Source organism: Stenotrophomonas rhizophila (assembly GCF_007667275.1).
GTDB lineage: Bacteria > Pseudomonadota > Gammaproteobacteria > Xanthomonadales > Xanthomonadaceae > Stenotrophomonas > Stenotrophomonas maltophilia_AE.
In genome coordinates this window covers 1-215 of the sequence record NZ_VDQT01000047.1, presented here as the reverse complement: position 1 = coordinate 215, position 215 = coordinate 1, and the positions used below count along the sequence as shown (strand labels likewise).

At 41.4% G+C, this 215-nt stretch carries 1 protein-coding gene; it reads right to left on the bottom strand.

The window, feature by feature from the left end:
* Positions 1 to 215 (bottom strand): hypothetical protein (locus FSZ13_RS18320; RefSeq protein WP_222116631.1); only part of this gene is annotated, 215 nt, incomplete at both ends.

Below are 215 nucleotides of genomic sequence, written 5' to 3'. Positions count from 1 at the left end.
CATGACCTGTAAACCAAGCATCTTTTCCAGGACCACTATATAAATTAATGCCCCATCCTTCTGGGTATTTAGACGTTGCAATTCCCAGCCCTTTTGGTTGTAGCGGTTTATCAGAAGGGTCAGTTGTACCACCACCGTCTCCTTTTCCTAAGTAGTCTAATGGATTCACAGCATTACTCTTATTGATGTTCCAAGACCCTTTATGCAATTCAAAA